The following is a 13,136-nucleotide window of genomic DNA, read 5'->3' on the forward strand; positions in this document are numbered from 1 at the left end:
CAGGGCGTCGTAGCCTGCCGGCGTGCCCAGCGAACGTGCCCTGCTGACCAGCTTCCTGCGGTCGGTGGACGTCGGAGACGTCGTCGCGCTGCCGCCGGACCCGGCCCGCCTCGACCAGTCCGAGGGGCACGACGAGGCCCGCGAGGTGGCGCGACGTCGCGGCATCGCCCGGCCGCACTGGCTGTTCTGGCACAGCCAGGCGGCCACCGCCTTCGACGCCGACGGGCAGCTGACGTCGGCGCTGCGCATCAACTGGGGCGGTGACCACGCCCGGGTCGCCGAGGTCCTGGCCGGCCTCCCCGAGCCCTTCGAGGTCACCAGCACCGGCCCCGACGGCGTCTTCCTGGTCACCAGCACCCGCATCGGCGAGCGGGCCGCCGCACCCTTCCCCGACGTGCAGGACACCGCAGCGGTCAAGGCGCGGGTGGAGCTGGTCGCCGCCCGCCCGGTCGCCGAGCGCAGCGAGGCCGAGTGGAGCTGGCTCAACGCGGTCCTGGTCGGTGGCGAGCTGGCCGCCCAGGGCTACGTGGTGCGCCACCTCGTCGACCCCGACCGGCTGAGCGACGAGGCGCTGGAGGTGCTGCTGGCCCGCTGGCCGCAGATCTACGGCGCCGCTCCCGCGGACGTGCTGGTCTGGGCCTTCCTGCGGGTGCTGCACCGTCGCGGGCTGCCGCAGCTGGAGGAGGCCGTCGCCACCAGCGCCTCGCGCCGGGGCTGGAGGTTCCAGGCCGGGCTGGCCCACTTCCTGACCGAGCTCGGCGACCCCGCCCGGCTGCCGCTGCTCCGCCAGCTGGCGCTGACCCCCGGCCGGTACGCGCACACGCCGGGCAACGGCCCCGCGCTGCGGGGGTGGCTGAGGATCCGGGCCGACCACGAGGGCCGCCCGGTCGCCGAGGTCGCCGCCGAGGCGCTGCGCGACCCCGCCTTCGACGCCGCGGCCCGGCGAGCGCTCGAGAAGATCGTGCAGCGCGGGTACTGACCGGTGACTAGCGGACAGGAACTGACCGGAAGGTCCGGTGGAATGAGATCACCACCGACCGAGAGGACCCTCCCCATGCCTGGCACCGTCGCTCCCAGCACCTCCGAGAACACCCTGCTCGCCGAGTTCGTCGTCGCCCAGCTCGACGGCATCCGCGGGGCTGCCCACGGCCTCACCGAGGAGCAGCTCCGTCGCACCCCCACCGCCTCCGCGCTGAGCGTCGGCGCGCTGATGGTGCACGCCCTCCACACCACCTCCGGCTGGCTCGACCGCGCCGAGGCCGCTCCCGGGCGGGCGGCTTCGGACCAGGAGGCCGCCGAGGACTGGCAGGCCAACTACGCCGACGACTTCACCGTCCGCGACACCGACACCGTGGCCTCGCTGGACGCCCGGCTGGACGCCCTCGCCCGGCGGGTCCGCAGCGTGGTCGCCGGGCTCGACCTCACCGCCCACGTCCCGGTGCCCGACGACTCCCCGTGGTGGCCGGCCGGCGTGGACGGCTGGTCGGTGCGCTGGGTGCTGCTGCACCTGGTGCAGGAGGTGGCCCGGCACGCCGGGCACGCCGACATCATCCGCGAGTCCCTGGACGGGGCCACGATGTACGAGCTGATGGCCGCCCGCGAGGGCTGGCCCGCCACCGAGTGGCTGACCCCCTGGACGCCGCTGTCCTGAGGGCAGCGGGGCCGGAGAAAGCCCGGAAACGCAAGGTCGGATCCGCCCTCGGGGGATAGGCGGATCCGACGTGCGTCAGCGTATAGGAAAAGGTTCAGACTGTCGACAACGCCGTTTTCACCTCAAGTCGACGTCCACGTGGCCGGAAGGCGTCCGCCGCCGGGTGGCCGACGTTGACCACCACCAGGGCCCGGGTGTGGCCGTCGGGGAAGAAGCGGGCCTCCACCTGGGCGGCGTCGAAGCCGGTCATCGGCCCGGCGGCCAGCCCGGCGGCGCGGATGCCGGTGATCCAGTAGCCGATCTGCAGCGCGGCGTTGAGCGTGGCGGTCCGGCGGCGCTGCTCCAGCTGCGGCTCCAGCACCTCCAGCGCCCGCGGGAAGTGCGGGAACTGGGTGGCCATCTGCTCGTGGTAGCGCTCGTCGGCGCCCATCAGCAGGGTGAGCGGGGCGGCGAGCGTCTTGGCCCGGTTGCCCTCGGCCATGGCGGCGACCAGGTCCTCGCGGGCGGCGCGGGAGCGCACCTGCACCACCCGCAGCGGCTGGGTGTTCATGGCGGTCGGACCCCACTTCACCAGGTCGTGCACGGCCTCGACCTGCTCGGGGGTGACGGGCTCGTCGGTGAAGGCGTTGGCGGTCCGGGCCTCGCGGAAGAGCAGGTCCTGGGCCTCCTCGGACAGGGCCAGCAGGGCGGTCGACGTCATGGTGCTCATGACGGTTGAAGCGTCAACCACCCGGGGCGGGATTCCCGCCGGCCACGTGGTGCGTGTCACGTCAGGCGGTGGCGGGGATGCCCGGCATGACTGGCGGGCCCTGCACCCCGTTGGCCCGCAGCACGGTGGTCGCCCGCTCCAGGATCTCGCGCTGCAGCCCCCAGTGGGTGTTGGTCTGGGTCTTGCCGATGATGCGGATGGTCATCGTGTTGCCGACGATGGACTCCACGCCCACCACCGTCGGGTCCTCGATGATGTTCTCGGCGAACTCCTCCTCCGCGGCCACCGCGCTCACCACGCTCTGCAGCAGCCCGATCACCTTCGCCGGGTCCTCGGTGGCGGCGACCGGGATGTCGACGACCGCGGTCGACCAGCCCTGGGACTGGTTGCCGACCCGGACGATCTCGCCGTTGCGGACGTACCAGACCACGCCGCTGGCGTCGCGCAGCCGGGTGATCCGCAGGGTGACCTCCTCGACCGTGCCGACGGCCTCGCCGGTGTCGACCAGGTCGCCCACGCCGTACTGGTCCTCGATGATCATGAAGATGCCGGCGAAGACGTCCTTCACCAGGGCCTGGGCGCCGAAGCCGAGCGCGATGCCGCCGATGCCGGCCGAGGCCAGCACCGGGCCCAGCGGCAGCCCGATGGCCGACATGATGGTCAGCACGGCGATCACCGCGATCGCGCCGGTGGTGACGCTGCGCAGCAGCGAGCCGAGGGTCTCCGCCCGTTGCCGGTAGCGCTCGGAGCCGAGCCCGGTGGCGTGCTTGAGCAGCTTGGTCGCGCGTCCCGCCTGGCTGTGCCGCTCGCTGCGCCGCACCGCGGTGGTGACCACCTGGGTGATGGCCCGGGCCAGCAGCAGCCGCAGCACCACCGCCGCCACCACCACGATGGCGATCGTGATGAGGGTGTCCGGCCAGACGACGGTCAGCGCCTGGGGGACGGGCAGGTGGGGGATCGGCACGGGTCAGCTCCTCGGGGACGGGGACGGGCGGTCGGGTGCGGGCGGGCGGTCAGGAGGCGGTCTGGCCGGCGCTGCGGCGGGCGCGGTAGGCCGCGACGTTGGCGCGGTTCCCGCAGCCGGCGTCGCAGTAGCGCCGGGAGCGGTTCTTGCTCAGGTCCAGCACGGGGTTGTCGCAGTCCTCGGCCGCGCAGGTGCGCAGCCGGTCGAGCTCGCCGGAGCGGATGACGTCGGTGAAGGCCATCGCCGCCTCCACCACCATCCGGGCGGCCAGCGGCGCGTCCGGGGTGGTGGCGTGCAGGTGCCAGTCCCAGTGGTCGTGGCGGACCAGCTGCGGGGTGGCGCGGTACTCGGCCAGCAGCTGGTTGGTCAGCTCCACCGCCGCCACCTCCTCGGCCTGCCAGAGCCGGCGCAGCACCGGACGCAGCGCCCGCACCTCCGCGAGCTCCTGCTCGCTCCGGTCGAAGCGGCCGGTGAACTGCCACCGCTCGACGAAGCGCACCAGGTCGTCGACGGTCAGCAGGGTGTCGGGGTCGTCGCTGGCCACGAGGGCCGCGGCACTGGCCAGCGACACCTCCGTGTCAGCAGCGAAGATCACGTTGACTCCTTACGCGGTGCGTCCTAGTGTCATGGGTGTAGACCGGTTTCGGTCCTGACAAGCCGTCCATCACCCCAGAGGCGACACATGACTGCTGTTCCGGTTCCCGAGGTTAGCGCGCCGCTCCGGCGAGACCGGCCGTCGCGCGCGGCGTCGGCCCCGGCCACCGGCCTGCTGCTGGCGGTGCTGTCGGCCACGGCGTTCTCGACCTCCGGGGCCTTCGCCGCCTCGCTGCTGGCCACCGGGTGGACGCCGGCGGCGCTGGTGACCGTCCGTCTCAGCCTGGCCGCGCTGGTGCTGCTCGCACCGGCGCTGTGGCAGCTCCGCGGTCGGATGCACCTGCTGCGCCGTCACGGCCTGCGGATCGTCACCTACGGCGCGGTCACCATGGCCGCCTGCCAGCTCTGCTACTTCTACGCCGTCAGCCGGCTCTCGGTCGGGGTGGCGCTGCTGCTGGAGTACACCGCCCCGGTGCTGATCGTCGCGCTGGTGTGGCTGCGCACCCGCACCCGGCCCGGCTGGCTGCGGCTGGCCGGCGCGGGGGTCGCGATGGTCGGGCTCGCGCTGGTGCTCGACGTGGCCGACGGGATGCGGCTGGACCCGGTGGGCGTCGCCTTCGGGCTGGCCTCGGCCGTCTGCTGCGCCGCCTACTTCCTGATGTCCTCCCGGGCCGATGACGAGCTGCCGCCGCTGGTGCTGGCCGGCGGCGGGCTGGCCAGCGCGGCGGTGGTGCTCGGGGTGGTGGCGGCCCTCGGGCTGGTGCCGACGGCCTGGTCCGCCGACCCGGTGGTGCTGGTCGGAGCCGAGGTCAGCCCGCTGGTGCCGCTGCTGGGCATCGCGCTGGTCGCCGCCGTCCTCGCCTACCTGACCGGCATCGCCGCCAGCCGCCGCCTCGGCGCCACGCTGGCCTCGTTCGTGGGTCTGCTCGAGGTCGTCGTCGCGGTGGTCTGGGCCTGGCTGCTGGTGGGTCAGCTGCCCACCTCGGGGCAGCTGGTCGGCGGGCTGGTGATCCTGCTGGGCGTCGTCGCGGTCAAGGCCGACGAGGTCCGCGCCGCCCGTCGCGGCCGCCTCGACGGCAGCGCGCCACCGGTCCCCGTCCTCTCCTGACCCTCCCGGGCAGCCCGCCGGCGTCCTACCGTGTGGCCATGGCGCACCAGCGGGTGAGGTTGCGAGGGACCCAGGCGACGATGCTCGGGACGCTGCTCGGCCGGGCGGTGGACGCCCGTCGCGCGCGTCCGCTGCTGGCCGACCGGGCCGCCCTGGCGGCGGTGGAGCGGATCGACCCGGCCGACCTGGAGTGGGCCGGCGTCGACGAGGACCTCGCGCTCTCGGTCGCGGCCCGGGCGCTGCTGCTCGACCGCTGGGCCGGGGCCTTCCTCGACCGGCACGCCGACGCCGTGGTGCTCCACCTGGGCTGCGGGCTGGACACCCGCTACCAGCGGCTGGCCCCCGGCGCGGGCGTGGACTGGTACGAGGTCGACCACCCCGAGGTGGTGGCCCTGCGGCAGGAGCTGCTGCCGCCGGCCGGTGAGCACCAGCACACCGTGGCCGCCGACGTCACCAGCCGCGGCTGGCTGGACGCCGTCCCCGCCGGCCGGCCCACGCTGGTGGTGGCCGAGGGGCTGACGATGTACCTGCGGCCCGAGACCGGGGGCGCCCTGCTGGGTCGGCTGGTCGACCGGTTCGGCGCCGGTGCCGGCGCGGGCGGGGAGATGGTCTTCGACGTCTACTCGACGCTGGGGGTGCGGCTGCAGGGCGCCAACCCGGTGGTGCGCCGCAGCGGCGCCCGGCTCGGCTGGGGCGTGGACGACCCCCGCTCCCTCGAGGCGCTGGGTCTCAGCCTGCTGGAGCAGCTGGACGCCGGCCAGATGCTGACCCCCGACCTGCGCGACCAGATGTCGCCGCGGCTGCGGCTGCGGCTGCGGACCGCGCTGGCCGTCCCGGCCTTCCGGCGGATGGGCCGGCTGCTCCGCTACGCCTTCTGAGGAGCGGTTCTCACCGCCTCGTGCGAACCAGCTCCACCGCGTCGCAGCCGGCGGGGTCGCGGTAAACCACGCTGCCCCCGCGACCTCCTGCTGCTAGCGTCCGCGCCATGTGACAGCCCCTCCGGCGAGCTGACCCGTGTGCGGCTGCCGCCGCCTCAGGCGCACCCTCGCACGCTCAGCCGCCGCCTCCGAGATGTCGTCCCACGCCTCGGAGGGCAGCGTCGCCTCCGCCCTTCCCCGCCCGCTGCCGCCGGGGTGCTCACCCAGTCACCTCCTGGAGCACACCCATGCCTCGTTCCCGTCACGGGGGCCGTCACGAGCTCGGCCAGAACTTCCTGCACCACCGACCGACCATCGACCGCATCATGGGCCTCGTCGCCGCCACCGAAGGGTCCGTGCTGGAGATCGGAGCCGGTGACGGCGCCCTGACGTCCGCGCTCGCGACGTTGGAGCGCCCCCTCACCGCCATCGACCTCGACGAGCACCGGGTACGGCGGCTGCGACGGCGACTGCCCGGCGTGCGGGTCGAGCACGGTGACGCCCTGACGTACCCGATCCGCCTGGACGTGGTGGTCAGCAACGTCCCCTTCCACCTGACCACACCGATCCTGCGCCGCCTGCTCGCCGCCTCCCGGTGGCGGGACGCCATCCTCCTCACCCAGTGGGAGGTGGCGCGCAAGCGTGCCGGCGTGGGAGGACGGACGATGATGAGCGCCCAGAGCGCCCCGTGGTTCCACTTCGACCTGCACGGGCGGGTCCCGGCGTGGGCCTTCACCCCCCGACCCAGCGTCGACGGCGGCGTCCTCAGCATCAGGCGGCGCGGATCGCCGCTCGTGCCGTCGGAGGAACGGTCCTCCTACGAGCGCTTCGTCCGCGCGGTGTTCACCGGTCCCGGAAGGAGCCTGGACCGCGTCGTCGCCGGTGTGCTCGGCACCGACCACCGCACCGCGGCGCGGCTCCTGGCGCGCGCCGGGATCCCGACCGAGGGTCTTCCCCGCCAGATCACCCCGACGCAGTGGGCGGCGCTGTGGGTCCTGCGGACCGGACGGCTCCGGGACTGAACGCGCCTGGGCACCTTCCGCTCCGGCACGCTGTCGGCTACGGCGCTCACCATCCGGTCGGCGACCGTCTGCCTGGTCGCTGCCGCCGCCCCCGGTGCGGCTCTGACTCCAGGCGTCACCGACCGCCACGCGGGCGCGCGCCGATCCGTTCAAGACCCCGGGTGGGTGCGTGGGGCACGCTGACCGGCATGCAGTCGAGCCGGGGTCATGCCCGTGAAGCGCACCACCTCACGGGTGAGGTGCGCCTGGTCGCTGTACCCGGCGATCGTCGCGGCCTCAGTTGCTGCCCTCCCGGACGCGAGCAGGCGTCGTGCGCGGCGGAGGCGGACCAGCTGACGCAGCATCACGGGCGAGACCCCGAACGTCGTCACGGCGAAGCGGTGCAGCCGCCGCGGCGACCACCCGAGCTCCCTGGCCGTCTCGGCGACAGGCACCCCTCGGGCCGAGGCGGCCACCAGCAGGCGGGAGGCGCGGACCGCGTCCCCGTCGACGGGCGCCTCCTGCAGCAGCCGGGACACCGCCACCAGCAGCCCACCGCGTTCGTCGGGCCAGGAGCGGAACGCGTCGGTCAGCCGGGCCACCGTCGACGGCGTCAGCACCTGGCTCAGCTCCAGGCGCTGGTCCACGGCGACGGCGGCGGAGTCGCGCAGCACAGCCGGGATGGTGCCGGCGGGCAGCCGGACACCGTGGGTACGGCTGCCGCTGGCTTCCTCGAACGTGTGCGCGGTCGTGTCGATCCCGGCCAGCCACAGGCCGTCGCGCCACCACATCAGGTCCGCCTCCGCGTCGGGCAGCACCGTCGCCCGGCCCTCGTGGGACGCCCGCCAGGCCACGAGCCCCGTCCGCGGGTCCCGCACCTCGTCGTAGGTCACACCCAACCCCCGTCCGGAAGGAGTCACGCTCTCGTGGAGCCCCACATCTTCGCCATCACGCTGGCGGTCGAGGACCTCGACGCCTCCGTCGCTTTCTACCGTGACGGTCTCGGTCTGCCAACCGCCGGGATCGTCGGTACCGAGTTCCCCGGGTCGGAGACCGAACCGGCCGGACGGGTGGCGATGTTCCAGCTCGCCAGCGACGTCACGCTGTCGTTGTACCCGGCCGGGGAGCTGGCCAAGGACGCCGGTGTCCCCGGCTCCTACACGTCCGGACACGGGTTCTCCCTCGGCCACCGCGTGCCGTCACCGCGCGACGTCGACCGGCTGCTCGCCGCGGCTCAGGCGGCTGGGGCCACGGTCGTCGGACGGGTGGGCGAGCGGCCGTGGGGGATCTACTCGGGCTACTTCGCCGATCCCGACGGTCACCTGTGGGAAGTCGTCTGCTTCCTCCCCTGAGGTGGCACGCCTCCGCCGGCTCAGGCGCCGGCGGTGATCTCGTCCAGGGCGGCGAGGTCGTCACGGCTGGGCTGCCAGCGCAGCGCGGCCGCGTTGGCCCGCACCTGCTCGCCCGAGGTGGCTCCCGAGATGACCGAGGACACGCACGGCTGCGCGGCCAGCCCCGCCACCGCGACGTCGAGGACGGACAGGTCGCGCTCGCGGGCGTAGGCCTCGACGGCCTCGATCCGGTCCCAGTCGGCCGCGGCCAGCCAGTCGGCCCGGGTGTCGACGGCGGCCCGCGAGCCCTGCGGGGCGGCCTGGCCGCGGCGGTACTTGCCGGTCAGCAGGCCGTACTCCAGCGGGAAGTAGGGCAGGATCCCCAGCCCGAACCGCTCGGCCGCCGGGGCCACCTCCGCCTCGATGCTGCGGTCCAGCAGCGAGTAGCGGTTCTGCACCGAGACGAAGCGCTCCAGCCCGGCGGTGCGCGACGTCCAGTCGGCGTCGGCCAGCTGCCAGCCGGCGAAGTTGGAGCAGCCGATGTAGCCGACCTTGCCCTCGTGCACCAGGTCGCTGAGCACCGACAGCGTCTCCTCCAGCGGGGTGACGTCGTCGGGGCGGTGCAGCTGGTACAGGTCGATGTGGTCGGTGCGGAGCCGGCGCAGGCTGGCCTCCACGGCCCGGCGCACGTAGCGCCGCGAGCCGCGGACGCCGTGGTCGTCGCCGTTGGCGCCGCGCATGTCCAGCCCGAACTTGGTGGCCACCACGAAGGAGTCCCGCTGCCCCTGCAGCGCCTGCCCGAGCAGCTCCTCGCTGCCGCCGGGCTCGGCGCCGTAGACGTCGGCGGTGTCCAGCAGGGTGACGCCGGTGTCGCGGGCGGCGGCCAGGACGTCGCGGACGCCGTCCAGGTCCACCCGCCGGCTGAAGGCGTTGCAGCCGATGCCGACCGCGCTGACCATCAGCCCGGAGTCGCCCAGCGGGCGGTACGTCATGTCGGTCACGTCGTCCCCTTCCTCAGCGCTGCCCGTAGGCCTTGCGGGCCAGCACCAGCCCGACCAGCGACAGCACGCAGATGCCCATGTAGTAGAACGCCGGCGACTCCAGCACGCCGGTGGAGCTGATCAGCGCGGTGAAGATGGCGCCGGCGAACCCGCCGAAGGCCGTCACGCCGATGTTGTAGGACAGCGCCAGGCCGGTGCTGCGGATCTGGGTGGGGAACATCTGCGACATCAGGGCCGGCAGCGGGGCGAAGTAGGCCGACATGATGACGCCGAGGACCAGCTGCACCAGGGTCAGCGTGAGCACGCTGGGGGAGGAGGTGATCAGCGCGAACATCGGGTAGATCGCCAGCGCGCCGACCACCGCGGCCACCAGCATCACCTTGGTGCAGCCGACCCGGTCGGCCAGCAGACCCACCAGGGGCGATAGCACGAAGAGCGTGATGCCGGCGACGATGTTGCCGAGGAACCCGGCCCAGCTGGGGAGGCCGAGGTTGTTGATCGAGAAGGTCGGCAGGTAGGAGACCAGGTAGATCGAGATGGTCGCCGCGCCGACGCAGATGGCGGCGGTGAGCACCCGGCCGACGTTGTGGCCGAAGGTCCGCACGAAGTTGCCCAGGGTGAGCGGCTCGGTGGCGGCGAACTCCGGGGTGTCGTCCATCGAGCGCCGGATCCAGATGCCCACGGGGCCGATCAGCAGCCCGAAGAAGAAGGGGACGCGCCAGCCCCAGGACTGCAGCGCCTCGGGGCTGAGGGTGCCGAACAGGGCGAACCCGAAGCTGCCGGCGAGCAGCAGCGCGACGCCCTGGGTGGCCACCTGCCAGCTGCCCAGGAAGGCCTTGCCGCGGCGGGTGCTCTCGGTCAGGAAGGCGGTGGCGCTGCCGAACTCGCCGCCGGCGGAGAAGCCCTGCAGCAGCCGGGCCAGGATCAGCAGGCCGGCCGCGGCGGCGCCGATGCTGGCGTGGGTGGGGGCGACGGCCATCAGGCCGACCCCGAGGGTCATGATGCCGATGGTCAGCGTCAGCGCGGCCTTGCGCCCGGCCCGGTCGGCGTAGCGGCCGAGGAAGATCGCGCCGACGGGTCGGGCGAGGTAGCTGACGGCGAAGATGCCGAAGGTGAGGATCAGGCCGGTCGCGCCCTCGGAGGTGGGGAAGAACACCCGGCTGATCACCGAGGAGAAGGAGGCGTAGACGATGATGTCGAACCACTCCAGGGCGTTCCCCGTGCCCGCGGCCAGCACCGCCCGGCGTGCCCGGCGGCGCTCCTCGGCCGTCGGCGGGGTCAGGGTCTCGGCGTTGCTGCTCATCGCTGCTCCTCCTCGGTGCTGAGCTGCTCGACCAGGCGGTCGACGAAGGCCTCGCAGGCCAGCAGCTGGTCGAGCTCGACGTACTCGTCGGCGGCGTGGGCCTGGGCGATGTCGCCGGGGCCGCAGACCACCGTGGCGATGCCGGTGCTGGCGAACTGGCCGGCCTCGGTGCCGTAGGTGACCTTGCCGTCGGAGGGCTCGGCCCCCAGCCGGGTGGCCAGCGCCACGGCCGGGGAGTCTGGCTCGGTGGCCAGGCCGGGGACCTGGGCCAGCACCTCGACGCGGACGGAGGCGCGGGGGTTCTCGGCGACCATGTCGGCCTCGATCCGCGCCGCCTCGGCGCGGAAGCCCTCGATGACCTGCTCGACGTCGAGCTCGGCCAGCCCGCGGAACTCCAGCTGCACGGTGCAGCGGTCGGCGACGGTGTTGCCGGCGATGCCGCCGTGCACGACGTTGACGCTGCCGGTGCTCCACGGCACCACGTAGGCGTCGTCGAAGGGGCCCTCGGCGCGCCAGCGGTCGGCCTGCTCGCGGGCGTAGCGGATGAGGCGGGCGGCGTGCTCGACGGCGTTGACCCCCTGCGGGGTCAGCGAGGAGTGGGCGGCCACGCCGGTGAAGGTGACCTCCAGCAGGTTGATCGACTTGTGGCCGCGGATCACCCGCATGCTGGTCGGCTCACCCACCACGCAGGTGTGCGGGGCCAGACCCAGCCGGGCGATGTCCTGCACCAGCCGGGCGCCGCCGACGCAGCCGACCTCCTCGTCGTAGGACAGCGCCAGGTGCACCGGCTCGCTCAGCCGGGCCGAGGTGAGCTCCGGCAGCCGGGACAGCACGACGCCGAGGAAGGACTTCATGTCGGCGGTGCCGCGGCCGTACAGCCGCCCGTCGCGGACCTCCGGTCGGAACGGGTCGCTGTGCCAGTCCTGGTCGTCGACCGGGACGACGTCGGTGTGGGCGCTGAGCACCACGCCGCCGGTGCGGGTGCCGTGCGCGGCGGGGACGGTGGCCACCAGGTTCGCCTTGGTGCCGCTGTCGTCGGGCAGCACCACGGGGTCGAGGCCGGCGTCGCGCAGCTCCTGCGCCACGAGGTCGATCAGCTCCAGGTTGGAGTTGCGGCTGGTGGTGTCGATGGACACCAGCCGGGTGATCCAGTCCAGGGAGCGGGGCTGTTGCGTCACGGCGTGCCTTTCGGGAAGTGCGGGGGCGGTCACCCGCCCAACCGGCTGAGCGTAGCCCCGGGCCCGGACACGGCCGTGCCCCGTCCACCGGGGACGGGGCACGACCGTGTGCGGGTGTTCGGCGGTCCTGCGGCGTCAGCCGTCCTGGGGGCTGGTGTTGTCGGTGCCGCCGAGCTGGACGAGGAACTCGTGGCAGCGGTGCGCGCGCGCGGAGTCCTCGGCCATCACCTGCTCGAAGAACGCGGCGATCTCCTCCTGGCCGGCGTTGCGGGCGTCCCGCACGTACTGGCCGTAGTCGTGCCCTGCCTTGAGGGCGTGGTACTGGACCGAGACGAGGTCGTAGGTGACGTCGTCGAAGCCGGTCTCACCGGTGGCCATGGCATCTCCTCTGGTGTCGTTGCGGCGTCGCACGGACGTGCGGCGTCTCCTGCTGGTCGGCTACCCGGGAGCGGGCAGCCGACACCTCACTTCAGGGCGTCCTTCGCCTTCTCGACCAAGCCCTTGGTCTCCTCGAGCACGCCGGTGCCGTAGAGGCGGGGGTCGCCGGGCGGGGGCTCGGGGGTCTCGCCGGTGGCCGCGATCACGGCCGAGCGGAAGTCGCCGCGGCCGTCCGGGGCGGCGCCGTGGGCCCAGCGGCCCTCGGTGGCCTGCTCGCCGTCGCTGGCCTGGATGAAGGTGCGGCTGAACTCGTCGAACTCCTCCTCCAGCGGGAAGGCCTCGGGCACGGGCAGCCCGCCGAGGCCGTCCTCCTCGAGCTCCTGGATCGCGGCCAGCCACTGCATCTGGTGCATGTGGTCGCGGGTGATCAGGAACCGGATCATCTGCTTGACGCCCGGGTCGTCGGTCATGTGGAACAGCCGCGCCACCTGCAGGCGGCCCTGCATCTCGGCGGTGGCGTTGAGGTGGAAGTCGGCCATCAGGTTCCCGCTGGCGGTGATGAACGCACCGCTCCACGGCACCCCGTTGCTGTCGGCGGGGTAGGCGCCGCCGCCGTTGACGATGGTGTGCTGCGGGTTGTGGTGGGCGTACTCCGCCGTGGTGGTGTTGCGGGCGCTGTCGTCGGCCGCCATCGGCGGGGCCTTGTCCAGCAGCCGGTCGATCATGTTGGTGATCATCTCGACGTGGCTGAGCTCCTCGGTGCCGATCGCCATCAGCATGTCGCGGTACTTGCCCGGCAGCCGCGTGTTCCAGCCCTGGTACAGGTACTGCATCGCCACGGTCATCTCCCCCCACTTGCCGCCCAGGACCTCCTGCAGGCGTCGGGCGAAGGCGGGGTCCGGGCCGTCGGGGGTGGCGTGGAACTGGAGCGCCTTCTGGTGTGTGAACACAGTCGATGTCCTCTCGTCGATGGTGACGAACCACCACGACCGGTCGAGTTC

15 protein-coding genes are annotated in these 13,136 nt (G+C 73.4%); 6 read left to right on the forward strand and 9 right to left on the reverse strand.

Annotated elements, in window-relative coordinates:
* Positions 1-22: 22 nt before the first annotated feature.
* Complete coding sequence (locus GC722_RS03100; protein WP_156607906.1) at positions 23-979, forward strand: hypothetical protein; 957 nt, start codon at positions 23-25, stop codon at positions 977-979.
* Between the two features lie 75 nt (positions 980-1,054).
* Positions 1,055-1,651, forward strand: a complete 597-nt coding sequence (locus GC722_RS03105; protein ID WP_197429731.1) for a mycothiol transferase — start codon at positions 1,055-1,057, stop codon at positions 1,649-1,651.
* 94 nt (positions 1,652-1,745) lie between these two features.
* On the opposite strand, the gene GC722_RS03110 is transcribed toward GC722_RS03105, so the two are convergent.
* From GC722_RS03110 to GC722_RS03120, 3 genes are all read right to left on the reverse strand, one after another.
* Positions 1,746-2,360, reverse strand: coding sequence for a malonic semialdehyde reductase (locus GC722_RS03110; protein WP_156607910.1), 615 nt, complete (start codon positions 2,358-2,360; stop codon positions 1,746-1,748).
* 61 nt (positions 2,361-2,421) lie between these two features.
* Positions 2,422-3,324: a mechanosensitive ion channel family protein gene (locus GC722_RS03115; protein ID WP_156607912.1), complete on the reverse strand. Its 903-nt coding sequence runs from the start codon at positions 3,322-3,324 to the stop codon at positions 2,422-2,424.
* A 49-nt stretch (positions 3,325-3,373) separates the two neighbouring features.
* On the reverse strand, positions 3,374-3,919 hold the full coding sequence (locus tag GC722_RS03120) for a CGNR zinc finger domain-containing protein (RefSeq protein WP_331714338.1): 546 nt from the start codon (positions 3,917-3,919) through the stop codon (positions 3,374-3,376).
* Positions 3,920-4,006: 87 nt separating this feature from the next.
* On the opposite strand from GC722_RS03120, the gene GC722_RS03125 reads away from it, so the two are divergent.
* The 3 genes from GC722_RS03125 to erm all read left to right on the forward strand — a co-directional run bounded on the left by GC722_RS03125 (position 4,007) and on the right by erm (position 6,965).
* On the forward strand, positions 4,007-5,026 hold the full coding sequence (locus GC722_RS03125) for an EamA family transporter (protein WP_156607913.1): 1,020 nt from the start codon (positions 4,007-4,009) through the stop codon (positions 5,024-5,026).
* 38 nt (positions 5,027-5,064) lie between these two features.
* A complete protein-coding gene (locus tag GC722_RS03130) occupies positions 5,065-5,904 on the forward strand; it encodes a class I SAM-dependent methyltransferase (protein WP_156607915.1) in 840 nt (279 codons plus the stop codon).
* 287 nt (positions 5,905-6,191) lie between these two features.
* Positions 6,192-6,965 carry a 23S ribosomal RNA methyltransferase Erm gene (gene erm, locus GC722_RS03135; protein ID WP_156607918.1) on the forward strand — a complete coding sequence of 258 codons (774 nt, stop codon included), beginning with the start codon at positions 6,192-6,194 and terminating at the stop codon, positions 6,963-6,965.
* Between the two features lie 149 nt (positions 6,966-7,114).
* On the opposite strand, the gene GC722_RS03140 is transcribed toward erm, so the two are convergent.
* On the reverse strand, positions 7,115-7,837 hold the full coding sequence (locus GC722_RS03140; protein WP_156607920.1) for a helix-turn-helix domain-containing protein: 723 nt from the start codon (positions 7,835-7,837) through the stop codon (positions 7,115-7,117).
* Between the two features lie 33 nt (positions 7,838-7,870).
* Between GC722_RS03140 and GC722_RS03145 the strand changes: the two genes are divergently transcribed.
* Entirely contained in the window at positions 7,871-8,296 is a 426-nt protein-coding gene (locus GC722_RS03145) for a VOC family protein (protein ID WP_197429732.1), read from the forward strand.
* Between the two features lie 20 nt (positions 8,297-8,316).
* Here GC722_RS03145 and GC722_RS03150 read toward each other — a convergent pair whose 3' ends face one another.
* The 5 genes from GC722_RS03150 to GC722_RS03170 form a co-directional block, all read right to left on the reverse strand.
* Entirely contained in the window at positions 8,317-9,267 is a 951-nt protein-coding gene (locus tag GC722_RS03150) for an aldo/keto reductase (RefSeq protein ID WP_156608756.1), read from the reverse strand.
* A gap of 22 nt (positions 9,268-9,289) precedes the next feature.
* Positions 9,290-10,579, reverse strand: a complete 1,290-nt coding sequence (locus tag GC722_RS03155; protein WP_156607922.1) for an MFS transporter — start codon at positions 10,577-10,579, stop codon at positions 9,290-9,292.
* A complete protein-coding gene (gene argE, locus GC722_RS03160; RefSeq protein WP_331714339.1) occupies positions 10,576-11,757 on the reverse strand; it encodes an acetylornithine deacetylase in 1,182 nt (393 codons plus the stop codon). Before argE ends, GC722_RS03155 begins: the two co-directional genes overlap by 4 nt.
* A gap of 135 nt (positions 11,758-11,892) precedes the next feature.
* Complete coding sequence (locus GC722_RS03165; RefSeq protein ID WP_156607924.1) at positions 11,893-12,135, reverse strand: acyl carrier protein; 243 nt, start codon at positions 12,133-12,135, stop codon at positions 11,893-11,895.
* An 86-nt stretch (positions 12,136-12,221) separates the two neighbouring features.
* Positions 12,222-13,085: a manganese catalase family protein gene (locus GC722_RS03170; RefSeq protein ID WP_197429733.1), complete on the reverse strand. Its 864-nt coding sequence runs from the start codon at positions 13,083-13,085 to the stop codon at positions 12,222-12,224.
* Between the last annotated feature and the right edge of the window lie 51 nt (positions 13,086-13,136).

The organism is Auraticoccus cholistanensis (assembly GCF_009742705.1).
GTDB lineage: Bacteria > Actinomycetota > Actinomycetes > Propionibacteriales > Propionibacteriaceae > Auraticoccus > Auraticoccus cholistanensis.